The sequence below is a fragment of the Agromyces sp. P2_B3 genome (assembly GCF_056404815.1).
Genome location: NZ_JBFUDH010000007.1, coordinates 49387 through 73445, shown reverse-complemented (window position 1 = coordinate 73445; position 24059 = coordinate 49387). Strand labels below are relative to the sequence as shown.

Here is a 24059-nt window from a genome sequence, read left to right as displayed (position 1 = left end):
CCGCCTCATCCGGTCGAGCAGCGCTCCCGCCCGGCAGCGCTCAGCGAGGCCGATTGCTGTCGAGGAGGAGTCCGCAGGTCAGCCGCGCGTCGCGATGTTCACGAGCCGGGGGGCGCGCACGATGACGTTGACGATCTCGCGCTCGCCGACGGCGCGAGCCACGGCGGCCGACGCCCGCGCGAGCGCTTCGAGCTCGTCGGCCGCGATCTTCGGCGACACCTCGAGCCGGTCGCGCACCTTGCCGTCGACCTGCACGATCGCGGTGACCGACTCCTCGACGAGGAGTGCCGGGTCGGCCTTGCGCCACGGCACGAGCGCCACGCTCGGCTGGTAGCCCAGCCGCTCCCACATGTCCTCGGCGGTGTAGGGAGCGAACAGGTCGAGGATCATGGCCGTCACCTCGGCGGCCTCGCGCACGGCAGCGTCGGCGGGACCGGCGCCCGAGTCGATGACCTTGCGGGTCGCGTTGACGAGCTCCATCAGGCGCGCCACGACGACGTTGAACTTGAACGCCTCGACCAAGCCGGGGGCATCTGCCAGCAGACGGTGCGTCAGCCGGCGGAGCCCGGCGTCGCCCGTCTTCCACTCGACGTCTGGGGTGGACGAGACCTCGCCCGAGATGCGCCAGGCGCGGGCGAGGAACTTCGCCGCCCCGACGGGCGAGACATCCGCCCAGTCGATGTCGTCCTCGGGGGGCCCGGCGAACGCCAACGTCACGCGCAGCGCGTCGGCGCCGTGCGCGCCCAACTCGCTCGCGAACTCGACCAGGTTGCCCTTGGACTTCGACATCTTCGTGCCGTCCATGATGACCATGCCCTGGTTCAGCAGGGAGGTGAACGGCTCGGTGAAGCTCAGGTACCCCAGGTCGAAGAGCACCTTGGTGATGAAGCGGGAGTAGAGCAGGTGCAGGATGGCGTGCTCGACGCCGCCGACGTACTGGTCGACCGGCAGCCACTTCTCGGCTTCTGCCGTGTCGAACGGCTTCGTGTCGTCGTTCGGGTTGAGGTAGCGCAGGTAGTACCACGAGCTGTCGACGAACGTGTCCATCGTGTCGGAGTCGCGACGGGCCGCCCCGCCGCAGTTCGGGCAGGCGACGTTCACCCAGTCCTCGGCCGCGCCGAGCGGGCTGGTGCCCTTCGGCTTGAGGTCGAGGCCGGCGGCGTCGGGCAGGCGCACGGGCAGGTCGCTCTCGGGCACCGGGACCTCGCCGCACTCGGCGCAGTGGATGATCGGGATGGGCGTGCCCCAGTACCGCTGGCGTGAGATGAGCCAGTCGCGGAGGCGGAAGTTCTTCGCGGCGCGGCCGGTTCCGCGCTGCTCGAGCACCTCGATGATGCGGCGGATCGCGTTCGACTTCGAGAGCCCGTCGAGCGGACCCGAGTTGATGAGGCGCCCTTCTCCGGCCAGCGCGATGCCGGTCGAGGCGGGGTCGACGGCGGGCAGGTCGTCGGGCAGGATCGGCTCGCCCTGCTCGTCGAGGTGGATCACCGGGATGACCCCGGTGACGGGAGCGTTCGTGTCGACCACCACGCGCACGGGCAGGTCGAACGCCCGTGCGAAGTCGAGGTCGCGCTGGTCGTGGGCCGGCACCGCCATGATCGCGCCGTGCCCGTAGTCGGCCAGCACGTAGTCGGCGGCCCAGATGGGCAGGCGCTCGCCGTTCACCGGGTTCACGGCGTACCGCTCGAGGAACACGCCGGTCTTGGGCCGTTCGGTCGACAGGCGGTCGATGTCGCTCTCGCCCCGCACCGAGTCGAGGTAGTCCTGGAACCGGCCGCGCACCGCGTCGGACGCCCCCGCCGCGAGCTCGGCGGCGAGCTCCGAGTCGGGTGCGACGACCATGAACGTGGCGCCGTACAACGTGTCGGGGCGCGTCGTGAACACCGTCACCCGCGCGTCGCGGCCCTCGATCTCGAAGTCCACGTCGGCACCCGACGACCGGCCGATCCAGTTGCGCTGCATCGTGACGACCTTCGACGGCCACGAGCCCTCGAGCTGGTTCAGGTCGTCGAGCAGGCGGTCGGCGTAGTCGGTGACACGGAAGTACCACTGCGTGAGCGCCTTCTTCGTCACGATGAAGCCGCAGCGCTCGCAGTGCCCGTCGACCACCTGCTCGTTGGCGAGCACGGTCTGGTCGTTCGGGCACCAGTTCACGAGGCCGGCCTTGCGGTACGCGATGCCTTTCTCGTAGAGCTTCAGGAACAGCCACTGGTTCCACTTGTAGTACTCGGGATCGCTGGTGTGCAGCTCGCGCGACCAGTCGAACGACGGCGCGTACTGGCGGAAGGAGCGCTTCTGCTGCTCGATGTTGTCGTAGGTCCAGCCGCGCGGGTCGATGCCGCGCTTGATGGCCGCGTTCTCGGCGGGCAGGCCGAACGAGTCCCAGCCGACGGGGTGCAGCACGTCGAAGCCCTGATGGCGCCAGTACCGCGCGACCGTGTCGCCGTAGCCGAACGCCTCGGCGTGGCCCATGTGCAGGTCGCCGGACGGGTAGGGGAACATGTCGAGGATGTACTTGCGCGGCTTGGTCTCGCCGGGGCGGCCTGCGCGGAACGGCTGGAGTTCGTCCCACACGGGAAGCCACTTCGCCTGGATCGCGGCGAAGTCGTAGGCGCCGGTCTCGGCGTCGGCGTGGGCGGGGTCGTGATCGTGTGCCACGTGACTCTCAATCGTGTGTGTGCTGCGGGGGGATCGCTCCGCACATCGTGCTGCGGGCGCGCCGGAACGCGACGCACCGAACCTTTAGCCTACTCACTCCGTGGGAGCGGACGCCCCGAGCAGCACGGCGAGCAGCGCACGCGCCTTGACGCGGGTCTCCTCGATCTCCTCGGCCGCGACGGAGAGCGCCGTGATGCCGCCGCCGGTGCCGATGCTCGCGCCCGACGGCGTGAGCACGATGGAGCGGATGACCATCGCGAGGTCGGCGGTGCCGTCGATCCCGAGGTAGCCGAACGTGCCCGAGTACACGCCCCGCGGACCCGCTTCGAGCTCGTGCAGGATCGACATGGCGCTCCGCTTCGGGGCGCCCGTCATCGAGCCGGCGGGGAAGGCCGCCCGCACGACGTCGAGCGCGGTGAGCGGATGCCGCAGCCGAGCCTGCACGGTCGAGACGAGCTGGTGCACGTGGGCGTACTCCTCGACCTCGAGCAGGCTCGTCACCGTGACGGTGCCGAGTTCGGCGACGCGACCGAGGTCGTTGCGCATGAGGTCGACGATCATGAGGTTCTCGGCGCGTTCCTTGTCGCTGGCGAGCAGCTCCCGGCGCAGCTCGTCGTCGCGTCGCGGATCGGCTCCCCGCGGACGCGTGCCCTTCATCGGCTTCGTCGAGACGATCCCGTCGGCATCGACGTGCAGGAACAGCTCGGGCGAGGCGCTGACCAGGGCGACGTCGCCGAACCGCACATACCCGCCGTGGTGGCTGGGGCTCGATTCGCGCAGCGCGAGGTAGGTCGCCGCCGGGTCGGGCCGGGCGKCGACGTCGACGCGGTTCGTGAGGCACAGCTGGTAGGCGTCGCCGCGCACGATCGCGGCCTGGCAGTCGGCGATGAGCTGCGCGTATCGGTCGGGTTCGTGTCGCCAGCGCACGCTCGCGGCGCGGCCGGCGCCGGTCGCGGCGCGCCCGGCCGGCGTGTTGCCGGACGACGGTCCGGATGCCGCGGGCAGCGCGTCGAGCGCCGCGGCGAGCTGCTCAGCCCACGCCGCGCCTGCGCCGGCGGTCTCAATGCCGTCGTCGGCGATCCAGGCGAGCTGCACGCTGCGCGCCGCGTGATCGAACACGATGGCGCGGTCGATGAAGAGGAACGCGGCATCCGGAGTGTCGGCCGTCGACGCCGGCACGTCGTTCAGGCTCGCGCCGAGTTCGTAGCCGAACCACCCGAACCAGCCCAGCGGTCCCGCATCGCGCGCAAGCACCCCGGACCCGTCCACCGTGCCGGGCAGCCGCTCAGCGAGCACGTCGAACACCGACCCGGTCGAGGTGGTGCCGGAGGGAGCCCGGCCGAGCGGCGTCGACCGGGTGACCGTGCCCGCCGCGGCATCCGCCGTCACGAACACGCTGCCGCTGTGCGCCGCTGCGATGACGCTGATGCCGGTGATGGCATCGGCGCCGCCGTCGAGCCACACCGCGTACGGGGCATCCGCGTACCGGGCGCGGAAGACCGCCTCGGGGTCGCGCCACGCGGCGAGCGGGCGGGTGCGGATGCAACGCGGCATCCCCTCAGCCTATGGCTCGCGCGCGGCTCCCCCTGAGGCGGCGAGGAGCGGCCCTGGACCACGAGACGTCTCGATTGCGCGACCGTCGCGGAGCTCGATCGTGCGATCCACGAGGCGCTCATCGACCGCGCCGTGCGAGATCACGACGACCGTGCGCCCCGATCGGCCCGCGGCGTCGGTCAGGTCGCGCAGCAGCGCATCGGCACGTGCCGGGTCGACGCTCGCCGTCGGCTCGTCGAGCACCAGGATCGGGAAGTCGGCGAGCATCGCCCTCGCGAGCGCGAGTCGTTGCGCCTGTCCGCCCGACACGAGGGCGCCGCGCTCCCCCACCTGCGCACCGAGGCCGCCGCGCTCATCGAGCCACTCGCGCAGGCCCACCCGATCGAGCACGTCGAGCAGGTCGTCGTCGGTCGCGGTGTCGCGGGCGAACAGCAGGTTCTGGCGCACGTCCTCGTCGAAGAGCCACGGTCGCTGCTCGACGAGGCCCACCATGCGGCGTACGCCCGCTGGTTCCAGCTCGGATGCCTCGACGCCGCTGATCCGGTACGACCCCTGGTACGCGAGGAACCGCACGAGCACGTGCGCGAGCGTCGTCTTCCCTGCGCCCGAGGCGCCGCGTACGAGCAGCCGCTCTCCCGGCGCGATCGTCAGGTCGAGTCCATCGAGGGCGGCGGGGCCCGCGGATGCCGCGGACGGCTCGTCGCCCGGCTCGGAGCGCTCCTCCACCGCGGGCCACCCGGCCCGGAGGTCGCGCAGCTCGATCGCCGGGGGCGACATCTCAGGCGCCGCGAGGGGATGCAGGGGCGGCACGGGCACCTCAGGAGGCACCGTGGCCGGAACGGCGTACGCCACCCGCTCGGCGCTCGCCCTGCTGAGGCGCCGTGCGGTCACCGCCAGCGGCACGGCCCCAGCGACCTCGGCGATGGCGAGCGGCAGGAGGCAGAGCACCGCGAAGGTCGGTCCGTCGATGCGGCCGCCTTCCAGCAGGGGTGCGGCGGCGGCGAGACTCGCGGCGACCGCGATCCCTCCCACGGCCGACATGGCCGCGGAGGCCGCTCCGCTCGCAGCGGCCCTGGCGCGCGTCGCCCTCGCGAGCCGTTCACCGAGCTGCGCGATGCGTCGGCGCCCCGCTCCTGCGGCGTCGAACGCGATGAGCACGTCGAGCGCCCGGACGTGCTCGACCACGGCGGCCTGGAGCTCGCCGCGCAGCGGAGCGAGGTCGCGTTCCGCGCGTCGCGCCGCGCCCCGCTGCACGAGGAGGGTCGCCCCGATGCCCGCCACGAGGCATCCGAGCACCGCCAGCGCCGACGCCGGGGCAAGGAACGCGATCCCTGCCACTGCGACGGCGAGCACGACGAGGGCGCTCACCAGCGGCTGCACCACGCGGAGCGGCACGTTCTGCAGCTCGTCGACGTCGTCGACGAATCGCGAGAGCAGGTCGCCCCGGCGGCTGGATGCGAGCGCGTCGGGCGCGAGGGGCAGCATCCGTTCGAAGATGCCGGCCCTGATGGAGGCGAGTTGGCGGAAGGACGCGTCGTGGCCGGTGAGCCGCTCGAGGTAGCGGAAGGCGGCACGTCCGAGGGCGAAGGCGCGCACGCCGACGATGCCGAGCGAGAGGTAGAGCACGGGCGGCTGCTCGGCCGCGCGGGCGATGAGCCACGCCGAGCAGGCGAGCAGCGCGACGCTCGACGCCGCCGACGCGATGCCCAGGAGGATGGCCGGGAGCAGCCGTCGCGGGGGCGGCACGGCCCGGCGCAGCATGGCGCGCGTCGCGGCGGCGGTGTCCGACGACGATCCGCCCCCGATCGCGGCCGGGTGCAGGTCGGAGGCCGCGTCACGCATACGACACCGCCAGGTCGATGGTGCGATCGGCGGACCCAGCCAGTGCCGACCGATGCGTGGTCACGAGCACGACCCGGCCGTCGCGGGCGAGCTCGCGGAGGTGCTCGCCCAGGGCCGCCGCGCGGTCGGGGTCCTGCGCGGAGGCGGGCTCGTCGAGCAGCAGGAGTCGGCCGTCGCGGGCGAGGAGGCGATGGATCGCCCGCGCGGTCGCGACGCGTTGCGCCTGGCCACCCGAGAGGCCGCCGCCGTCGGGCCCGAGCACGCGGTCGGGGTCGAGTTCCACGCCGGCGAGCCCGAGCGCGCGCCCGAGCAGTCGCGGGTCGGCGTCCTGGTCGCCGAGTCGCACGTTCGCGGCGATGGACCCCGCGAGGAGCGTCGGCGCCTGCCCCGCCCAGGCGATCCCCGATCGGTCGCCGTCCAGTCGTCGCCCGTCGAGCCGCAGGTGTCCGTCGGCGTCCGCGAAGCCCAGGAGCGCGGCGAGGAGGCTCGACTTGCCCGATCCGCTCTCCCCTGTGACCGCGACGACCTCGCCGGGCCGGACTGCGAGGTGGAACCCGTCGAGCACCAGCCGGTCTCCACGCCGCACGCGGAGATCGTCGATGACGAGGCCGCGATCGTCGGTGCTGACGGAAGCGTCGTCGACGGCCCGCCGCGACCGCTCGGCCACCGCGCGAGGGTCCGCCGGCCGCTCGGCGGCGGCCAGGAGGTCGAACGCGTCGCCCGACGCCGCGACCCCTGCCGACGACGCGTGGAAGGCCGCGCCGACGTTGCGCAGCGGCAGGAAGACCTCTGGCGCGAGCACGAGCACGAAGAGGCCGGGCGCCAGGGTGAGGTCGCCGGCGACGAGCCGCAGGCCGATCGACACGGCGACGATCGCGACCGAGAGGCTCGCGGAGAACTCGAGGGTGAACCCCGAGAGGAAGGTGATCCGCAGCACCGTCATCGTGCGCCGGCGGTAGTCGTCGGTGACCGCTCGGATCCGCTCGACCTGGCGATCGGCGCGGCCGAAGAGGATGAGCGTCGACAGCCCGCCGACCATCTCGAGGAACCCGCGCGAGAGCGAGGCGAGGCTCTCCCACTGCCGGCGTTGCACGGCACCGGTCGCCATGCCGATGAGCGCCATGAAGACCGGGATGAGCGGCAGCACGATGACGAGCACGAGGCCCGACAGCGGGTCGGCGACCCACACGGCCACGACGCAGGCCGAGGTCGCGACCACGGTCAGCACGAGCTGCGGCAGGTAGCGGCCGAAGTACTCGTCGAGCGCCTCGAGGCCCGGCCCGAGCAGCGTGGCGATGCGCGACGTCGGGAACCCCGGGACGCCACCCGGCCGTGTCTCGAGCGCGCCGAGCAGGTCGCCTCGCAGTTCCGCCTTGACCCGCATCGCGCCGGCTGAGCCCACGACGTCCCAGCCCCAGGCGCCGACGGCCCGGGCGGATGCCGCGACGACGAGGATCCCGATGAGGGGCCGCGCCTGCGGCATCCGCATGCCGTCGATGAGGCCGGCCACCAGCGACGCGAGCGCCCAGGCGAAGGCGATGATGGCGGCGGCCTGCACCGCCGCGAGCAGCGCGCCGGCGACGAGGAACCGCCGCGCGGCATGCGACCGGCGGATGAGACGGGGATCGAGGGGCTTCACGAGCTCAGTGCACCGCTGCCTCGATGCCGGCACGCGTCACGCGCTTCCGGAACACCCAATACGTCCACCCCTGGTAGGCCAGCACCAGCGGGAGGGCGACGAGGGCCAGCCAGCTCATGACGGTGAGCGTGTAGTCCGTGCTCGACGCGTTGGCCACCGTGAGGCTGTTCGCCGGGTCGTTCGAGGCGGGCATCACGTCGGGGAAGAGCGACGCGAAGAGCGCGAACACCGCCGCCGCGATCGTCACGGCGAGCATCGTGAACGCCACGCCCTCCGCACCGCGACGGTTGGCCAACCACCCCGCGACGAGGGCGACGGCCGCGACCGTCGCCAGGATCCAGAACCACGGCGTGCCCGACGCGAGGCCGGTCCAGAGCAGGAAGACCGCGGCGACCACGATCGTCGCGACACCCGACCGCCCCGCGAGCCGGCGTGCGCGCTCCCGCAGGTCGCCCTCGGTCTTGAGCGACACGAACACGACGCCGTGGGTGAAGAAGAGCAGCAGCGTGGTGAGCCCGCCGAGGAGCGCGTAGGGATTGAGCAGGTCGAACAGCGTGCCCGTGTAGTTGTGGTCGGCGTCGAGCGGCACGCCCTGCACGATGTTCGCGAACGCCACGCCCCAGAGGAACGCGGGCACCGCCGAGCCGACGACGATCATGCCGTCGAACCACCCCTTCCACCTCGACTCGGGCCGCTGGTGGCGGTACTCGAACGAGACGCCGCGCGCGATGAGCGCGAGGAGGATGAGCAGCAGCGCGAGGTAGAAGCCCGAGAACAACGTGGCGTACCACTCGGGGAAGGCCGCGAACAACGACGCACCCGCCACGATCACCCACGTCTCGTTGAGGTCCCACACCGGACCGATCGTGTTGATGAGCACGCGCCGGTCGGTGTCGTCCCTGCCGAGGAACGGAAGCGACATGCCGACCCCGAAGTCGAAGCCGTCGAGCACGAAGTAGCCGACGAAGAGGAAGCCGACGATCCAGAACCAGAGCACCGAGAGATCCATGGTCACGTCCTCCTAGTACACCGTGGCGGCGGGTTCGATGCGGCCCGACTCGGGATCGGGCTCGCCGACCTCGGGCGGACCCTTCCGGATGGCCCGGATCACCAGGCGCACCTCGACGACCGCGAGCGCGCCGTAGATCAGGGTGAAGGCGACGAGGGAGATGAGCACCTCGAGGCCCGTCACGTTCGGCGACACGGCCGAGGCGGTCGGGAGCAGGCTGAAGACGATCCACGGCTGCCGGCCCATCTCGGTGAAGATCCAGCCGATGATCATGGCCGCGAGCGAGAGCGGGAAGCTCCAGATCGCCGCCTTCCAGATCCACGGATGCCGCGGCATCCGGCCCTTGCGGGTGAGCCACAGGCCGACGACGGCGACGAGCACGTGGAGCATGCCGAGCCCGATCATCCAGCGGAACGCCCAGTAGGTGACCCAGATGATCGGCGAGTAGTCGCCGGGACCGTAGAGCGCCGTGTACTCGGCCTGCAGGTCGTTGATGCCCTCGACGCAGCCGTCGAACGTATGCGTCGAGAGGAATGAGAGGAGGTACGGCACGCGGATCGAGAAGAGCTCGGTGCTGCCGTCGGGCGTGCCGAGGGTGAACAGCGAGAAGGAGGCGTCCGCGCCGCAGACCGTGTCGTAGGTGGCCTCCGCGGCGGCCATCTTCATCGGCTGCGTCGCGACCATCGCGAGGCTGAGCTGGTCGCCGAACAGCGTGGTGAGGATGCCGGCACCGACCATCACCCAGAGGCCGAACTTCAGCGCGGGGCGCATGGTGTCGAGGTGCTCGTTCCGCGACAGGTGCCAGGCGGCGGCGCTGATGATGAGCCCCGCGGCCACCATGAAGCTGGCGGCGATCGTGTGCGGGAACGCCGCGAGGGCGACCGGGTTGGCGAGCAGTGCCCAGATGTCGACGAGCTCGGCCCTCGCCTTGTCGGCGTTCATCTCGTAGCCGACCGGATTCTGCATGAACGCGTTCGCCGCGATGATGAAGTACGCCGAGAGGATCGAGCCGATCGCGGTCGCCCAGATCGTCGCGAGGTGCAGGCCGCGTGGCAGCTTGTCCCACCCGAAGATCCAGAGGCCGATGAAGGTGGCTTCGAAGAAGAACGCGAGCAGGCCCTCCATCGCGAGGGGCGCCCCGAACACGTCGCCGACGAAGCGCGAGTACTCCGACCAGTTCATGCCGAACTGGAACTCCTGCACGATGCCCGTGACCACGCCCATGGCGAAGTTGATGAGGAAGATCGACCCGAAGAACCGGGTGATGCGGAGGTACTCCGCCTTGCCGGTGCGGTACCACGCGGTCTGGAAGATCGCGGCCGTGCTGGCGAGGCCGATGGTGAGTGGAACGAAGAGGAAGTGGTAGACGGTGGTGAGGCCGAACTGCCAGCGAGCGAGCAGCAGCGGGTCGAGCAGTTCGTTCACGGATGCCCCTTCCCAGTCGTTCCGTCATGTCTACTACACGACGTAGAACATCCTTCTACGTAGCGTAGAACAATTCGGCGGAAGCCGGTAGTCTGGACGCATGGCGAGTCTCGGCGAGTTGGAACGCTCCGTGATGGAGGTGCTCTGGACGAGCGACGTCGCGCTCACGGCGAACGAGATGCGCGACGCGCTCGCACTGCGCGACGACGCCGCCCGCATGGTCGCCACCACCACGGTGCTCACCGTCCTCTCGCGCCTCGAGCGCAAGGGGTTCGTGTCGCGCTCGCGGGACATGCGGCCGCACCGCTATCGCGCGCTGCTCAGTCGCGAGGAGCACACCGCCGAGCTCATGCACGAGGTGCTCGACCGTTCAGCCGACCGCGACGCGGCCCTCGCCCGCTTCGTCGGCACCGCCAGCGCGGGCGAAGCGGCCACCCTGCGCCGCCTGCTCGACGAGCTCGCGCGCCACTGACCATGCTCGCCGTCTCGGCGGTGCTCGGCGCCCTCGCGGTCGCCCTGGCGTGGCCGGTGCCGGTCGTCCTGGCCCGTGCCGACTGGCCGTCGCGCGCACCCGCGGCCGCGCTCGCGCTCTGGCAGGCCATCGCCCTCGCCGGGGGGCTGTCGATGATCGGATGCCTCCTCGCCTTCGGTGCCGCACCGGCCGGCTCTTTGCCGGCAGCCGTCGCGGCGCTCGCCCCGTACCTGCTCACCGGCCCCCTCCCCGCCGGCTTCGGCGTCGCCGAGGTCGCCGCCCTCACGCTCGCGGTGGCCATCGCCCTGCTGCTCACCCTCAACCTGGCGCTGACCGCGGTGCGCGCCGAACGGGAGCGGCGACGGCAGCACCAGCTCATCGGCCTGCTCAGCCACCCGATGCCCGGCGACCCCCGTACGCGCGTGCTCGCGCACCCGGTGCCGCTCGCGTACTGCGTGCCGGGCATCCGCACCGCGACCGTGCTCACCGACGGGCTCATCGACGCGCTCACGGCCGACGAGCTGGCAGCCGTGATCGCCCACGAGCGCACGCACCTCGATCAACTCCACCACCTCGTGCGGCTCTCGTTCCGCGCCTGGCACAGCGCCATCCCCTGGTTCCCGATCGCGAACCGTGCCGAGCACGCCGTCATCACCCTCACCGAGATGCTCGCCGACGACGGCGCCCGGCGGGCCGTCGGCACCGCATCCCTCCGCGGGGCCCTCGAACGCGTCGGTGACGCCGGCGAGTCCGGCGCATCCCTCGACGGCGCATCGGGCGCCGACGCCGACGCCGCGATGCTCGCCGCGCGCCTGCGTCGACTGGACGAGCCGGGCTCGTCTCCGGTCGCCGACCCGCGCGGCGCCCGGACGGCGGCGCTCGCGGCATCCGCGGTGCTCGTGGCGGTCCCCCTGGTGGGGTACGCCGTGATCCTCGGAATCGTCCCCTAGTCTGACGCGCCCACCGGAGCGCGTCGATACGCTCGGAGCGTGAACGAGCTCCTCGACTGGATCCTCGACGTGGTGCAGGCCGTGGACCCGGTGGCCCGCACCCTGCTCGCCGGGGTCGGGATCCTCCTCGAGACGTCCGTGCTCATCGGCCTCGTCGTCCCGGGCGACACGATCGTGCTCGTGGCATCGACCGCCGTGGACGGCGTCGGCCAGTACTTCGCCCTCGTCTTCGCCGTGATCGCCGGGGCCCTCATCGGCGAGAGCATCGGCTTCGGCCTCGGGCGCTGGTTCGGGCCGCACATCCAGCGGTCGCGGCTCGGGCGCCGCATCGGCGAGGAGAACTGGGCGAGGGCGCAGCGATACCTCGATCGACGCGGCGGACCCGCCGTGTTCATCTCCCGCTTCCTGCCCGTGCTGCATTCGCTCATCCCGCTCACCGTCGGCATGAGCACCATGCGCTACCGCAAGTTCATGGCGTGGACGGTGCCCGCCTGCGTGATTTGGGCCTTCGCCTATGTCTCCGTCGGATCGGCGGCCGCCGGCGGATACCGCGAACTCAGCCGGGACCTGCACTGGGCCGGCTACCTCTTCGTCGCGGTGATCGCAGCATTCCTGCTCGTCGTCTGGGGCGCGAAGAAGCTCATCGTTCGCGTGGAGTCTCGGCACATGGCCGAGGGGCCGGACACCGAAGCATCCGACCCCCCGAGTGCAACGCGCGAGCCCTAGAAGAGCGCCTTGTCGGCGAGCCAGTCGCTCGCGATCTGGTCGGCGGACTCCTGCTCGTTGACACTGAGTGCGTTCAGTGCCACGAGGTCCTCCGCGGTGAGCGCGGCGCTGACCGTGTTGAGGATCTTCGCGATCTTGTCGTCGACCTTCTCGCTCACGACGGGCACGACGTTCGACGCGAGGAAGAGGCCCTCGGGGTCCTCGAGCGTGACGAGGTCGTTCGCGGCGATGTTCGGGTCGGCGCTGTAGATGTTCACCATCTGCACCTGGTTGTCGACGAGCGCCTTGAGCGTCAGCGGGCCGCCGCTGTCTTCGATGGGCGTGAACGCCACGTCGACGCCGTAGACCGACTTCAGGCCCTCGGGTCCATAGGGACGCGTCGCCAGCTCCGAGTTGCCGCCCAGCGTGATGGGCGTCGACACGTTCTTCAGGTCGGCGAGGCTCGTCACGTCGTTCTCCTCGGAGAACGTCTTCGTCACGTTGTACGAGTCCTGGTCGGTCGCCGGCGACTGGTCGAGCACGCGCAGCCCGTCGGGCAGCGAGGTCTCGAGCTCGGCGTAGACGTCGTCGCTCGTGGTGGCGGCGGTGTCGGGCACGTAGTACTGGAGGAGGTTGCCCGTGTACTCGGGGAACACGTCGATCGAACCGCTCTCGATCTCGGGGATGTACACCTCGCGCTGGCCGATGCGGAGGTCGCGCTCGACGGTGTAGCCGTTCTCCTCGAGCGCCTGGGCGTAGAGCTCGGCGATGATCTCGTTCGAGTAGTAGTCCTGCGAGCCGACGACGATCGTCTCGGACGAACCGCCGCCGTCGGAGGATCCGCTGTCCAGCGGATCGCCCGATGAACACCCTGCCAGGGCCACTGTCGCCCCGACCACGACCGCTGCCAGGGCAACGAGCCGGCCTTTTCCTGCTGTGATCATTCCTGATTCCCTTCGGTGATGGGTCGCCCCACGGCCGCCCTGGACCGGGACGGCCCTGGGCGGAGCTCTGCACCTCGCGCCGCCCGCACGCCATGCGGGACGACGAGGCGTTGCGTGATCGCGAACAGGCCATCGATGGCCAGCGCGAGGATGATGACGAGGATGGAACCGCCGAGCATCTCGGCGTAGTCGCGGGTCTTCAGGCCGGCGAAGATGTACCGGCCGAGCCCGAAGTCGGCCACGTAGGCGGCGAGCGTGGCCGTCGCGATGATCTGCAGCGTGGCCGAGCGGATGCCGCCGACGACGATCGGCATGCCGAGCGGCAGCTCCACCTTGCCGATGATCTGGTCTTCGCGCATGCCCATCGCACGGGCGGCGTCGATCGTGCGCCGATCCACGGACTCGAGGCCCGCATAGGCCCCGGCGAGCAGCGGCGGGATCGCGAGGATGACGAGGGCGATGATCGGCGCCTGCAGGCCGATGCCGAGCCAGAGCGCGAACAGGGTGAGCACGCCGAGGGTCGGCAGCGCCCGAAGGCCGCCCGAGACCATCACCGCCGGCTCCTTGCCGCGCCCGGAGTGGCCCACCGCCACTCCGGCCGGCAGGGCGATGACCGACGCGATGACGAGGACGATGGCGGAGATCAGCAGGTGCTGTCCGATGCGCTCGGGAATGCTGCCGACGCCCGTCCAGTTCGCGGGATCGAGGATCCAGGCGATGCCGTCGAGGAAGAGGTTCACGCGGCATCCACCCGCTCGACCCGCTCTACCGACCGCCGCCGCTGCGCCGCGTCGGGACGCGACCACGGCATGAGCAGGCGCCCGATGCGGACGCAGGCCCAGTCGAGCGCCAACGCCAGCACGATGGTCGCGACGATGCCCGTGAAGATCTCGGCCTGGATGCCGCGCTGGAACCCGTCGGTGAACAGGCTGCCGAGGCTCTGCACGCCGATCACGGCACCGACGGTGGCGAGGCTCACCGTGCTCACGATGACCACGCGGAGACCGGAGACGAGCACCGGCCCGGCCAGGGGAAGGTCGACGCCCCAGAAGCGGCCGGCCGACGAGAAGCCCATCGCCGTCGCCGACTGGCGCACGTCGGGCTCGACCGAGTCGAAGGCGTCGGCGGCGGTGCGCACGAGCACCGCGATGCCGTACAACGTGAGGGCGATGACGAGGTTGAGCGGCGACCGCAGGCTCAGGCCGGTGATGGGCGGGAGCGCCACGAACAGCGCGAGCGACGGGATGGCGTAGAGCAGCCCGCAGAGGGACAGGAGCACGCCTCGCGACCACCGGTAGCGGTGCGCGAGCCATCCGATGGGGACCGACGCCACGAAGCTCAGTATGATCGCGGGCACCGACAATGCCAGGTGCACGAGCATGAGCTCGCCGACGAGGTCGAGGTTCGACCAGAGCCAGTTCACGGGGCGAGGACCCCCGCCGGACGTCCGTCGGCGTCGACGACCACCCTGCGGCCGTCGACGTCCGTCAGGTGCAGCGCGCGCTTGCCGCGGTCGGCGCCCACGAAGTCGGCCACGAACGCGTCGGCCGGACGCGCGAGGATCTCGCTCGGCGAGGCGGCCTGCGAGATCTTCCCGCCGCGCTGCATGATGACCACCTGGTCGCCGAGCAGGAACGCCTCGTCGATGTCGTGGGTCACGAAGACCACCGTCTTGCCGAGCTCGCCCTGCAGCCGCAGCAGTTCCTGCTGCAGCTCCGCCCGGACGATCGGATCGACCGCGCCGAACGGCTCGTCCATGAGGAGGATGTTCGGATCGACGGCGAGCCCGCGCGCGACGCCGACCCGCTGCTGCTGGCCTCCCGAGAGTTGGCTCGGGTACCGGTCGGCGAGCGAACGATCGAGGCCCACGGTGTCCATGAGCTCGAGCGCGCGATCATAGGCCTGGCGCTTGCCGGTGCCGCGGAGCAGCGGGACGGTGGCGACGTTGTCGATGACGGTGCGGTGCGGGAGGAGGCCCGAGTTCTGCATGACGTAGCCGATGCCGCGGCGCAACTGCACCGGATCGACCGTGGCGACGTCGGTGCCGTCGATGAGCACCTGGCCGCCGCTCGGGTCGACCATGCGGTTGATCATCCGAAGGAGCGTCGTCTTGCCCGATCCAGACGACCCGACGAGCACGGTCGTCTTGCGCGGCGGGATCACGATGTCGACGTTCTCGACCGCGACGGTGCCGTCGGGGAACTGCTTGGTGACGCGGCGGAACTCGATCATGGGCTGCCTCACTCGTCTCGGGTCGTCGCCCGGAAGCCGGAGTCCAAGCCAAACACCATTCCCCCGTCAGGGCAACGCGTTGACACTCGGCGCGTCACATGAAGGTCGTGCCGCGCCGGAGCCGGTGGTTCAGGCCGCGGAACTGGCGGCGAGCGCCCCGCCGAGGTGCTCGGCGAGGTAGTCGTGCACGAGGCGCTTGGCCTCGGCGAGGTAGCGGTCGTCGCCCACGGGCTTGCGCTCGAAGGCCCGGCTGATGAGCGCGTCGCCGAGCTCGATCGCCACGCCCAGGCGGAAGCGAAGCTCCTCGGGGTCGGGGACCCCGCCGAACTCAGCCTCGATGAGGCTCGCGAGGCGGTGGGCGAACTCGGGCTCGATGTCGCCGTCGGCCGTATCGCGTCGCCCGGCGTGGACCACGCTGAAGCCGGGCTCGTCGCGGTAGAGGGCGGCGAACGCATCGAGCGAGACGTCGACCACGTCCCACCACGTCGTGAGCGCCGTGCGCTCCATGTCGTCGGCCACCCGCTCGCGGAAGCGCCGGATCGACCGCTCGCGCAATGCGTGGAGCACCGCGACGCGGTCGGGGAAGTAGCGGTAGACGGTGCCGATCGACGCGCCGGCGCGCTCGGCGACCATCTGGGTGGTCAGCCGCTCGAACCCGGTCTCGTCGACGATCTCCGCGGCAGCGTCGAGCAGCGCGTCGAGCCGCTGGGTGCTGCGCCGTTGCGTCGGCTCGGTGCGCACCGCCACCCTCCGGTTCGGATCGGCCCCCAGGATCAGGTCGACATTCGGCACGGAACCTCCCTCATTTGCGGGGTCCACTCTACCGGCCGGGCCGACATCCGTCCGACCACCGCGAGGCCCGTGTTTTCGGCCGGTACCGCCCGCGTGACAGACTGAGTGGATGCCGGCGAGTCCCCCAACCCCGGCCGGATCTCGAGAGCGCCAGGTCCGGCACCGTGCCGCGCGCCTCGAAGACTGGTTGCACGACATCCGGGAGCGCTGGGCGCGCCGACGCGGGCACGTCCCGACCGTGGTGCCTTACACGGGCTACGGGTCCACCGAATGGGTGCGCGTACTCTGCCGCGTGCTGCTCAGCCGGCCGATCGCGGCCGACGAGCCGTCGAAGCGACGGCGCAAGCGCCGCGAGCAGGGCATCCGGGGTTGGCGGAGCTTCACTAGCGTGCCCGTCGGCGACGTGCCGGTCGTCATCGAGGTCGGCGGTGAGCGCATCGAGGTGCTCGCCGACCGGGGCGGCGTGGTCGACACGCGCGTCCCCGTGTCGCTGGCCCCCGGATGGCACCAGGCGACGCTGCGCACCGAGGGATCCGAGCCGGTGGAGGCGCCGATCTGGATCGTCGGCCCCGACGTGCACTTCGGCATCATCTCCGACGTCGACGACACCGTGATGGTGACCGCGCTCCCCCGCCCCTTCGTCGCCTTCTGGAACACGTTCGTGCTCGACGAGCACGCGCGCATCCCCACCCCCGGGATGGCGGTGCTGTACGAGCGGCTGGTGCGGGCCCACCCCGGGGCGCCCGTGATCTACCTCTCGACGGGCGCGTGGAACGTGGCGCCGACGTTGACGCGCTTCCTCTCGCGCAACCTCTACCCCGCCGGGCCGCTCCTGCTCACCGACTGGGGTCCGACGCACGACCGGCTGTTCCGCAGCGGCAGGGCGCACAAGGAGGAGAATCTCCGCCGCCTGGCCGAGGAGTTCCCCGACGTGCGCTGGCTCCTCATCGGCGACGACGGGCAGCACGACGAGGAGCACTACGCGAACTTCGCCGCCGAGCATCCCGGACGCGTCGCCGCGGTGGCCATCCGCGAGCTCTCCACCGGCGAGGCCGTGCTCGCGGGTGGTCGCTCCAAGGCGGAGCAGCACGGGGCCGACGTGCCCTGGGTGTCCGCGAGCGACGGCTCGACACTGGCCGACCGTCTCGGCGAGCACGGACTGCTCTGACCCGTCGCACCTCCCGCGACCTGTCGGCGCGGCGGACCACGACGGATGTCGGCGGACGGCGTCCGAGGACTCAGGCGCCGGACGGCGCCGCGGTTTCCGATCGACCGGCGGCTCGGCGGATGCGCGCAAGTCCGCGATTGACTTGGCGCGCCCAGAGCGGGCCGCGGTAGATGAAGGCCGAATAGCCCTGCACGAGCGTGGCGCCCGCGTCGAGACGGGCCTGCACGTCCTCGGCGGTCTCGACGCCACCCACCGAGATCACGCAGAGCTCGGAGGGCACGTGCGCGCGAACGAGGCGCAGCACCTCCAAGGAGCGCGCGGCGAGCGGCGCGCCCGAGAGCCCCCCGGCGCCGATCCGCTCGACCTCGGCCGCCGAGGCCGTGAGCCCCTCGCGGGAGATCGTCGTGTTCGTGGCGATGATGCCGTCGAGGCCGAGACGCGTCACCAGCTCGCAGATGCGCACCACCTCGTCGTCGGCGAGGTCTGGGGCGATCTTGACGAGGAGCGGGGTGGTGCCCGCGATCGCCCGTACGGCCTCGAGCAGCGGCGCGAGCGCGTCGAGCTCCTGCAGGCCGCGCAGGCCGGGTGTGTTCGGCGAGCTGACGTTGACGACGAGGTAATCGGCGAACGGCGCCAGCACTCGGGCGCTGCGTTCGTAGTCGGCCACGGCGTCCTCGACCGCGGTGACCCGGCTCTTGCCGATGTTCACGCCGAGCACGGGGCGGTGCGGTAGGCGGGAGAGCCGCGACAGGCGGCCGACCGCGGCATCCGCCCCGCCGTTGTTGAAGCCCATGCGGTTCACCAGGGCGCGGTCGCGCACCAGGCGGAACAGCCGGGGCCGCTCGTTGCCGGGCTGGGCGACGGCCGTGATCGTGCCGACCTCGACGTGCCCGAAGCCCAGGTTGCCGAGCCCGCGCACGGCGAACCCGTCCTTGTCGAATCCCGCGGCGACGCCGAACGGCGACCCGAACGTGCGACCGAGCGCGTGCACCGCGAGCGACGGATCGGGCCGAGTGGCGAGTTCGACGAGCCGGCCGAACCCGAGCGCCGGCAGCATCCGGATGACCCGGAATGCAAGGTGGTGCGCGTCTTCGGGGTCCATGCGGGACAGGACGAGGGAGAAGAGGAGTCGATACATGCCGGGACTCAGGCTATCGGAGGTGCACGGACGCGCCGGACGATGCGGAACCGTCGACGTCATGCTGCGACGCCGCGGGGCACCTCACTCGACGGGTCGCGCCGGCAGCCGGCCGTGCTCGGCGCGGAGCTGGCCGATCGCCGACTCGAAGTCGTCGAGCGACTCGAACGCCTGGTACACGCTCGCGAAGCGCAGGTAGGCCACCTCGTCGAGCTCGCGGAGCGGCGGCAGGATGGCGAGCCCGATGTCGTTCGCCTCGATCTGCGACGCGCCCGTGGAGCGGATGGTCTCCTCGACCTTCTGCGCGAGCACGGCGAGGTCGGAGTCGGTGACCGGTCGACCCTGGCACGCCTTCTTCACGCCCAGCACGACCTTCTCGCGGCTGAACGGCTCGATGACGCCGCTGCGCTTGATGACCGCGAGGCTCGCGGTCTCGGTCGTGGAGAACCGGCGGCCGCACTCGGGGCACTGCCTGCGGCGCCTGATCGAGAGTCCGTCATCACTCGTGCGCGAGTCGATGACACGGGAATCGGGGTGACGGCAGAACGGACAGTACATGGTGCTCCCAGCCTAGCGGCGCGGCGACGCCCGGCCTCCGCGCTCAGCGCTCGAAGCGCGCCGTGACCGCCTCGCCGTGCGCGGGCAGGTCCTCCTCGGCCGACAGCGCGGCGATGACCGGGGCGACCTCGCGCAACGCACGCTCGTCGTAGCGGACGACCTGCTGCGGACGCAGGAACGTCGCGGCCGAGAGGCCGGCGGTCGACCTGGCCTGCCCGCCGGTGGGCAGCACGTGGTTGGAACCCGCGGCGTAGTCGCCGAGGCTCACCGGCGAGTACGGGCCGATGAAGATCGCGCCGGCGTTCTCGATGCGAGCGAGCACGGCGTCGGTGTCGCGCACCTGGATCTCGAGGTGCTCCGGTCCGAACGCGTTCGAGAAGTCGGCGGCGCCCTCGAGGTCGTCGACGAGCACCACGGCCGACTGCACGCCCTCGACGGCCGTGCGCACGCGCGCCGCGTGCTTCGTGGCGGCCACGCGCACCTCGAGGCGCTCTCGAACGAGGTCGGCGAACTCGGCCGAATCGGTGACGAGCACCGATGCCGCGAGCTCGTCGTGCTCGGCCTGGCTCACGAGGTCGGCGGCGACGAGGTCGGGGTCGGCCGCATCGTCGGCGATGACGAGGATGTCGGTCGGACCGGCCTCCGCGTCGATGCCGGTGACGCCCTGCACGAGCCGCTTCGCCGCGGCGACGTACACGTTGCCCGGGCCGGTGACGCGCTGCACGGGATCGAGCCCGATCTCGGGGACGCCGTATGCGAAGGCCCCGATGGCGCCCGCGCCGCCCATCGCGTATACCTCGGTGACGCCGAGGAGCGCCGCCGCCGCCGCGATCGTCGGGTGGATGCGGCCGCCGAACTCGGCCTGCGGGGGTGAGGCGAGCGCGATCGACCGCACGCCGGCGACCTGCGCGGGGACGACGTTCATCACGACGCTCGACGGGTAGACCGCCTTGCCGCCCGGCACGTACAGGCCGACGCGGGCCACGGGCTGCCACCGCTGCTCCACGATCGCGCCGTCGGCCAGTTCCGTGCGCTCGGGCGCGGGCACCTGTGCGGCGCTCGCAGCCCGGACGCGGGCGATCGTCGACTCGAGGGCCGAGCGCACGTCCGCCTCGAGCGCGTCGAGGGCGGCCTCGAGCTCCGCCGCCGGCACCCGCACCGCGGCTGGGCGGACTCGGTCGAACCGCTCGGCCTGGTCGAGGAGCGCCGACTCGCCGCCCTCGCGCACGGCGTCGATGAGCGCTCGCGCCGGGTCGAGCGCCGCCGTGACGTCGGTCGCGGCGCGTGGCACGAGTGCGAGCAGTTCGCTCGCCGATGGACGGGTTCCGCGCAGGTCGATGGTTCGCAGCATGAGGCGACCAGCCTACCGAGCGGGGCGCGGTGCGACGTCGGCCACGGTCACACGAGGCAGTTCGGACCGAGGAGGCTCTTGATCTCGCCGTAGAAATCCGCCGTCACCTTGACGGGGTACGGGAGCTCGAACACCCGCGCGGTGCGGCCCTTCACGAGCTTCAGCCGCACCTCGGTGTCACCGGCATGCCGGATGAGCACGTCGCCGAGGGCCGAGATCGTGTCGGTGGTCGCGCGGATGTCGGGCAGCGAGATGACGACCGGCCCCGACTCGTCGCCCTGCCCGAGCTCGGGCGAGAAGACGCTGTAGGCGTGCAGGTTCATGCCGTCGTCGCGAAGGCTCACCCGGCCGCGCACGACCGCGATCGAGTCGGCCTTCAGTCCCGGCGCGAACTCCTGGTACGCCTTGCCCATGAACATGACGGTGATCTCGCCCGAGAAGTCCTCGACCTGGATCATGCCGTACTGGTTGCCGCTCTGGCGTGCGACGCGGTGCTGGACGCTCGTGACGAGACCCGCGATGGTCACGGTGTCGCCGTCCTGCGTGGCATCCGAGGAGAGGAGCTCGGTGATCGTCGTCGAGGCGTGCTTCGCGAGCGGCACCTCGAGCCCGGCGAGCGGGTGGTCGGAGACGTAGAGCCCGAGCATCTCGCGCTCGAACGCGAGCTTGTCGCGCTTGGCCCACTCGGGCCGGTCGGGCACGAGCGACGGGACCGCGTCGCGCTCGTGGTCCTCGAAGAGGCTGTCGAAATCGAAGCCGACGTCGCCGACCTCCTCGGCCCGCTTCTCCTTGACGGCCGACTCGACGGCGCCCTCGTGGATCTCGACGAGCGCCCGCCGGGTGTGGCCGAGCGAGTCGAAGGCGCCCGCCTTCACGAGCGACTCGACGGTGCGCTTGTTCGCGACCTGGATCGGCGACTTCTTGAGGAAGTCGTGGAACGACTCGAACCGGCCCTTCTGCTCGCGCGCGGCGCGGATCGCGTCGACCACGTTGAAGCCGACGTTGCGCACGGCGCCGAGCCCGAAGCGGATGTCCTCGCCCACGGCGGCGAAGTAGCCGATCGACTCGTTCACGTCGGGCGGGAGCACCTTGATGCCCATGCGGCGGCACTCGTTGAGGTAGAGCGCAAGCTTGTCGCGGGCGTCGCCGACGCTCGTGAGGAGCGCCGCCATGTACTCGGCCGGGTAGTGGGCCTTGAGGTAGGCCGTCCAGTAGCTCAGCACGCCGTAGGCGGCGGAGTGCGCCTTGTTGAAGGCATAGTCGGAGAACGGCAGCAGGATGTCCCACAGCGTCTTGACCGCGGCATCCGAGAACCCGTTGGCCTTCATGCCGCCCGAGAAGCCCTCGTACTGCTTGTCGAGCTCGGACTTCTTCTTCTTGCCCATCGCGCGCCGGAGGATGTCGGCCTGTCCGAGCGAGAAGCCGGCGACGCGCTGGGCGATCGCCATGACCTGCTCCTGGTAGATGATCAGGCCGTAGCTGGTGTCGAGGATGTCCCGCAGCGGCTCCTCGAGCTCGGGGTGGATCGGCGTGATCGGCTGCAGGCCGTTCTTGCGCAGGGCGTAGTTGATGTGCGAGTTCGCGCCCATCGGACCCGGCCGGTAGAGCGCGATGACGGCCGAGATGTCCTCGAAGTTGTCTGGCTTCATCTGCCGGAGCAGCGACCGCATCGGGCCGCCGTCGAGCTGGAAGACGCCGAGCGTGTCGCCGCGGGAGAGGAGCGCATAGGCCTCGGGGTCGTCGAGCTCGAGGTCTTCGAGCACGGGACGGAAGCCGCGGTTGGCCTCGATGTTGTCGAGCGCGTCGTCGATGATCGTGAGGTTGCGCAGCCCCAGGAAGTCCATCTTGATGAGGCCGAGGGACTCGCACGCGGGGTAGTCGAACTGCGTGACGATCTGGCCGTCCTGCTCCCGCTTCATGATCGGGATGATGTCGATGAGCGGGTCGCTCGACATGATGACGCCGGCGGCGTGCACGCCCCACTGGCGCTTCAGGTTCTCGAGGCCGAGGGCCGTCTCGAAGACCGTCTTCGCCTCGGCGTCGGTCTCGATGATGGCCCGGATGTCACCGGCCTCCTTGTAGCGCGGATGCGCCGTGTCGAGGATGCCCGACAGCGGGATGTCCTTGCCCATGATCGCCGGCGGCATGGCCTTGGTGAGCTTCTCGCCCATGCCGAACGGGAATCCGAGCACGCGGCTCGAGTCCTTCAGCGCCTGCTTGGCCTTGATGGTGCCGTAGGTGACGATCTGCGCGACGCGCTCGTCGCCGTACTTCTCGGTGACGTACTTGATGACCTCGCCGCGACGACGCTCGTCGAAGTCCACGTCGAAGTCGGGCATCGAGACGCGGTCGGGATTGAGGAACCGCTCGAAGATGAGCCCGTGCTGCAGCGGGTCGAGATCGGTGATGCGCATCGCGTAGGCGGCCATCGACCCCGCGCCGGAGCCACGACCCGGGCCGACGCGGATGCCGTTGTTCTTCGACCAGTTGATGAAGTCGGCGACGACGAGGAAGTACCCGGGGAAGCCCATCTGCAGGATGACGCCGACCTCGTAGTCAGCCTGCTTGCGCACCTCGCCGGGGATGCCGTCGGGGTAGCGCACGGCGAGCCCGCGATCCACCTCCTTCACGAACCAGCTCTCCTCGCTCTCGCCCTCGGGCACGGGGAAGCGGGGCATGTAGTTGGCGTTGGTGTTGAACTGCACGTCGGCGCGCTCGGCGATGAGCAGGGTGTTGTCGCACGCCTCGGGGTGGTCGCGGAAGAGGTGCCGCATCTCGGCGGCGGTCTTCAGGTAGAACTCGTCGGCGTCGAACTTGAACCGGTTCGGGTCGTCGAGCGTCGAGCCCGACTGCACGCAGAGCAGTGCCGCGTGGCTCTTCGCGTCGTGCGCGTGCGTGTAGTGCAGGTCGTTCGTCGCGACCAGCGGCAGGTCGAGCTGCTTGGCGAGCCGCAGCAGGTCTTCCATGATGCGGGTCTCGATGCCGAGCCCGTGGTCCATGATCTCGGCGAAGTAGTTCTCCTTGCCGAAGATGTCGCGGTACTCGGATGCCGCGCGCACGGCCTCGTCGTACTGCCCGAGCCGCAGGCGGGTCTGCACCTCGCCCGACGGGCATCCGGTGGTGGCGATGAGGCCCTTCGAGTACGTCTCGAGCAGCTCGCGGTCCATGCGCGGCTTGAAGTAGTAGCCCTCGATCGAGGCGCGGCTCGAGAGCCGGAAGAGGTTGTGCATGCCCTCGGTCGTCTCCGACAGGAGGGTCATGTGCGTGTAGGCGCCCGAGCCCGAGACGTCGTCGCCGCCGCCGTTCCCCCATCGCACCCGGGTCTTGTCGCCGCGGTGCGTGCCCGGCGTGATGTACGCCTCGGTGCCGATGATCGGCTTGATGCCCGCGTCGGTGGCCTGCTTCCAGAAGTCGTATGCGCCGAACACGTTGCCGTGGTCGGTGACCGCCACGGCGGGCATGCCCTCGCCCTGCGCCGCCTTGATGAGCTCCCCCACCCGGGCGGCGCCGTCGAGCATCGAGTACTCGCTGTGCACGTGGAGGTGGACGAAGGAATCGGCGGCCACTGGGCTCCTCTTCGGGATGCTGCGAGTCGGTTCTGGGGGTGTTCGAATTCTACGGC

At 71.0% G+C, this 24059-nt stretch carries 19 protein-coding genes; 4 read left to right on the top strand and 15 right to left on the bottom strand.

Annotated features, from left to right (window positions below; all coding sequences use genetic code 11):
- Positions 1-78 precede the first annotated feature (78 nt).
- The 6 genes from leuS to AC1DZA_RS11920 all read right to left on the bottom strand — a co-directional run bounded on the left by leuS (position 79) and on the right by AC1DZA_RS11920 (position 10127).
- Positions 79-2658 carry a leucine--tRNA ligase gene (leuS, locus tag AC1DZA_RS11945; protein ID WP_476772907.1) on the bottom strand — a complete coding sequence of 860 codons (2580 nt, stop codon included), beginning with the start codon at positions 2656-2658 and terminating at the stop codon, positions 79-81.
- 93 nt (positions 2659-2751) lie between these two features.
- Positions 2752-4212: an aminodeoxychorismate synthase component I gene (pabB, locus tag AC1DZA_RS11940; protein WP_476772906.1), complete on the bottom strand. Its 1461-nt coding sequence runs from the start codon at positions 4210-4212 to the stop codon at positions 2752-2754.
- A gap of 9 nt (positions 4213-4221) precedes the next feature.
- Positions 4222-6054: a thiol reductant ABC exporter subunit CydC gene (gene cydC, locus AC1DZA_RS11935; RefSeq protein ID WP_476772905.1), complete on the bottom strand. Its 1833-nt coding sequence runs from the start codon at positions 6052-6054 to the stop codon at positions 4222-4224.
- Positions 6047-7693, bottom strand: a complete 1647-nt coding sequence (cydD, locus tag AC1DZA_RS11930; protein WP_476772904.1) for a thiol reductant ABC exporter subunit CydD — start codon at positions 7691-7693, stop codon at positions 6047-6049. Before cydD ends, cydC begins: the two co-directional genes overlap by 8 nt.
- Positions 7694-7697: 4 nt before the next feature.
- Entirely contained in the window at positions 7698-8702 is a 1005-nt protein-coding gene (gene cydB / locus AC1DZA_RS11925) for a cytochrome d ubiquinol oxidase subunit II (protein ID WP_476772903.1), read from the bottom strand.
- Between the two features lie 12 nt (positions 8703-8714).
- Positions 8715-10127, bottom strand: coding sequence for a cytochrome ubiquinol oxidase subunit I (locus AC1DZA_RS11920; RefSeq protein ID WP_476772902.1), 1413 nt, complete (start codon positions 10125-10127; stop codon positions 8715-8717).
- 100 nt (positions 10128-10227) lie between these two features.
- Here AC1DZA_RS11920 and AC1DZA_RS11915 point away from each other — a divergent pair, with 100 nt between their 5' ends.
- From AC1DZA_RS11915 to AC1DZA_RS11905, 3 genes are read left to right on the top strand one after another with little or no spacing between them, the layout of a single operon-like run.
- Positions 10228-10599 carry a BlaI/MecI/CopY family transcriptional regulator gene (locus AC1DZA_RS11915; RefSeq protein WP_159602317.1) on the top strand — a complete coding sequence of 124 codons (372 nt, stop codon included), beginning with the start codon at positions 10228-10230 and terminating at the stop codon, positions 10597-10599.
- A gap of 2 nt (positions 10600-10601) precedes the next feature.
- Entirely contained in the window at positions 10602-11549 is a 948-nt protein-coding gene (locus AC1DZA_RS11910) for a M56 family metallopeptidase (RefSeq protein ID WP_476772901.1), read from the top strand.
- 39 nt (positions 11550-11588) lie between these two features.
- Positions 11589-12275 (top strand): DedA family protein, encoded by a 687-nt coding sequence (locus AC1DZA_RS11905; RefSeq protein ID WP_476772900.1) that lies wholly within the window; start codon positions 11589-11591, stop codon positions 12273-12275.
- Here the strand turns inward: AC1DZA_RS11905 and AC1DZA_RS11900 are convergent.
- The 5 genes from AC1DZA_RS11900 to AC1DZA_RS11880 all read right to left on the bottom strand — a co-directional run bounded on the left by AC1DZA_RS11900 (position 12272) and on the right by AC1DZA_RS11880 (position 16222).
- On the bottom strand, positions 12272-13198 hold the full coding sequence (locus AC1DZA_RS11900; RefSeq protein ID WP_309978213.1) for an ABC transporter substrate-binding protein: 927 nt from the start codon (positions 13196-13198) through the stop codon (positions 12272-12274). The two genes, AC1DZA_RS11905 and AC1DZA_RS11900, sit on opposite strands and share 4 nt — an antisense overlap.
- The gene (locus AC1DZA_RS11895) at positions 13195-13938 is read right to left on the bottom strand and encodes an ABC transporter permease (RefSeq protein ID WP_476762482.1); all 744 of its coding nucleotides are present in this window, start codon (positions 13936-13938) and stop codon (positions 13195-13197) included. The genes AC1DZA_RS11900 and AC1DZA_RS11895 overlap by 4 nt, the downstream gene beginning before the upstream one ends.
- A complete protein-coding gene (locus AC1DZA_RS11890) occupies positions 13935-14621 on the bottom strand; it encodes an ABC transporter permease (RefSeq protein ID WP_476762483.1) in 687 nt (228 codons plus the stop codon). The genes AC1DZA_RS11895 and AC1DZA_RS11890 overlap by 4 nt, the downstream gene beginning before the upstream one ends.
- Entirely contained in the window at positions 14618-15430 is an 813-nt protein-coding gene (locus AC1DZA_RS11885; RefSeq protein WP_309978208.1) for an ABC transporter ATP-binding protein, read from the bottom strand. Before AC1DZA_RS11885 ends, AC1DZA_RS11890 begins: the two co-directional genes overlap by 4 nt.
- A 129-nt stretch (positions 15431-15559) precedes the next feature.
- Positions 15560-16222, bottom strand: a complete 663-nt coding sequence (locus tag AC1DZA_RS11880; protein WP_476762484.1) for a TetR/AcrR family transcriptional regulator — start codon at positions 16220-16222, stop codon at positions 15560-15562.
- A 109-nt stretch (positions 16223-16331) separates the two neighbouring features.
- On the opposite strand from AC1DZA_RS11880, the gene AC1DZA_RS11875 reads away from it, so the two are divergent.
- Positions 16332-17390, top strand: coding sequence for an App1 family protein (locus tag AC1DZA_RS11875; RefSeq protein WP_476762485.1), 1059 nt, complete (start codon positions 16332-16334; stop codon positions 17388-17390).
- A 70-nt stretch (positions 17391-17460) separates the two neighbouring features.
- Here the strand turns inward: AC1DZA_RS11875 and AC1DZA_RS11870 are convergent, their stop codons facing one another.
- From AC1DZA_RS11870 to dnaE, 4 genes are all read right to left on the bottom strand, one after another.
- Entirely contained in the window at positions 17461-18528 is a 1068-nt protein-coding gene (locus tag AC1DZA_RS11870; protein ID WP_476772899.1) for a quinone-dependent dihydroorotate dehydrogenase, read from the bottom strand.
- Between the two features lie 84 nt (positions 18529-18612).
- The gene (gene nrdR, locus AC1DZA_RS11865) at positions 18613-19086 is read right to left on the bottom strand and encodes a transcriptional regulator NrdR (protein WP_159602337.1); all 474 of its coding nucleotides are present in this window, start codon (positions 19084-19086) and stop codon (positions 18613-18615) included.
- Positions 19087-19129: 43 nt separating this feature from the next.
- The gene (hisD, locus tag AC1DZA_RS11860) at positions 19130-20437 is read right to left on the bottom strand and encodes a histidinol dehydrogenase (RefSeq protein WP_476772898.1); all 1308 of its coding nucleotides are present in this window, start codon (positions 20435-20437) and stop codon (positions 19130-19132) included.
- A 47-nt stretch (positions 20438-20484) separates the two neighbouring features.
- Entirely contained in the window at positions 20485-23955 is a 3471-nt protein-coding gene (gene dnaE / locus AC1DZA_RS11855; protein ID WP_476773029.1) for a DNA polymerase III subunit alpha, read from the bottom strand.
- Between the last annotated feature and the right edge of the window lie 104 nt (positions 23956-24059).

What these genes read in the sequence shown, in the direction of transcription:
- cydC (WP_476772905.1), bottom strand. Translation starts at nt 6,054, where the DNA reads ATGCGTGACGCGGCCTCCGACCTGCACCCGGCCGCGATCGGGGGCGGA.
- cydB (WP_476772903.1), bottom strand. Translation starts at nt 8,702, where the DNA reads ATGGATCTCTCGGTGCTCTGGTTCTGGATCGTCGGCTTCCTCTTCGTC.
- AC1DZA_RS11915 (WP_159602317.1), top strand. Translation starts at nt 10,228, where the DNA reads ATGGCGAGTCTCGGCGAGTTGGAACGCTCCGTGATGGAGGTGCTCTGG.
- AC1DZA_RS11910 (WP_476772901.1), top strand. Translation starts at nt 10,602, where the DNA reads ATGCTCGCCGTCTCGGCGGTGCTCGGCGCCCTCGCGGTCGCCCTGGCG.
- AC1DZA_RS11900 (WP_309978213.1), bottom strand. Translation starts at nt 13,198, where the DNA reads ATGATCACAGCAGGAAAAGGCCGGCTCGTTGCCCTGGCAGCGGTCGTG.
- AC1DZA_RS11885 (WP_309978208.1), bottom strand. Translation starts at nt 15,430, where the DNA reads ATGATCGAGTTCCGCCGCGTCACCAAGCAGTTCCCCGACGGCACCGTC.
- AC1DZA_RS11875 (WP_476762485.1), top strand. Translation starts at nt 16,332, where the DNA reads ATGCCGGCGAGTCCCCCAACCCCGGCCGGATCTCGAGAGCGCCAGGTC.
- AC1DZA_RS11870 (WP_476772899.1), bottom strand. Translation starts at nt 18,528, where the DNA reads ATGTATCGACTCCTCTTCTCCCTCGTCCTGTCCCGCATGGACCCCGAA.
- nrdR (WP_159602337.1), bottom strand. Translation starts at nt 19,086, where the DNA reads ATGTACTGTCCGTTCTGCCGTCACCCCGATTCCCGTGTCATCGACTCG.
- hisD (WP_476772898.1), bottom strand. Translation starts at nt 20,437, where the DNA reads ATGCTGCGAACCATCGACCTGCGCGGAACCCGTCCATCGGCGAGCGAA.
- dnaE (WP_476773029.1), bottom strand. Translation starts at nt 23,955, where the DNA reads ATGCTCGACGGCGCCGCCCGGGTGGGGGAGCTCATCAAGGCGGCGCAG.